Raw genomic sequence first — 308 nt, forward strand, 5'->3', positions numbered from 1 at the left:
CTGCCGACCACATCACCGTTTCATGATCTTTAAGATTCCTTTTGTTGGAAAGAATATCCTTCATGAACTTTGCATAACTCAGCATTTGAGCCAAAGCATCTGCAAACGGAATGTTGATGTGTAACTTTTTAAACACCTCCAGGAACTTACCAAATTGAATGTCTAGTTTATGCTTCTGGAGCCTCTGAGGAAAGGGAATAGGAGGTACATAGGCTTTGACTGGAGTTGGAGCCTTCGATGTTGATGGCTCCTGTTCATCAGCCTTACCCTCTTGAACTACCTCTTCAAGTGCTTGCAACACCTCATTC

At 42.9% G+C, this 308-nt stretch carries 1 protein-coding gene; it reads right to left on the reverse strand.

Features of this window, described 5'->3' with window-relative positions:
- A partial coding sequence (locus GOQ16_RS18620; RefSeq protein ID WP_160070469.1) for a hypothetical protein occupies positions 1 to 308 on the reverse strand: 308 nt, incomplete at both ends.

It is taken from the genome of Sphingobacterium bovisgrunnientis (assembly GCF_009829085.1).
Lineage (GTDB): Bacteria > Bacteroidota > Bacteroidia > Sphingobacteriales > Sphingobacteriaceae > Sphingobacterium > Sphingobacterium bovisgrunnientis.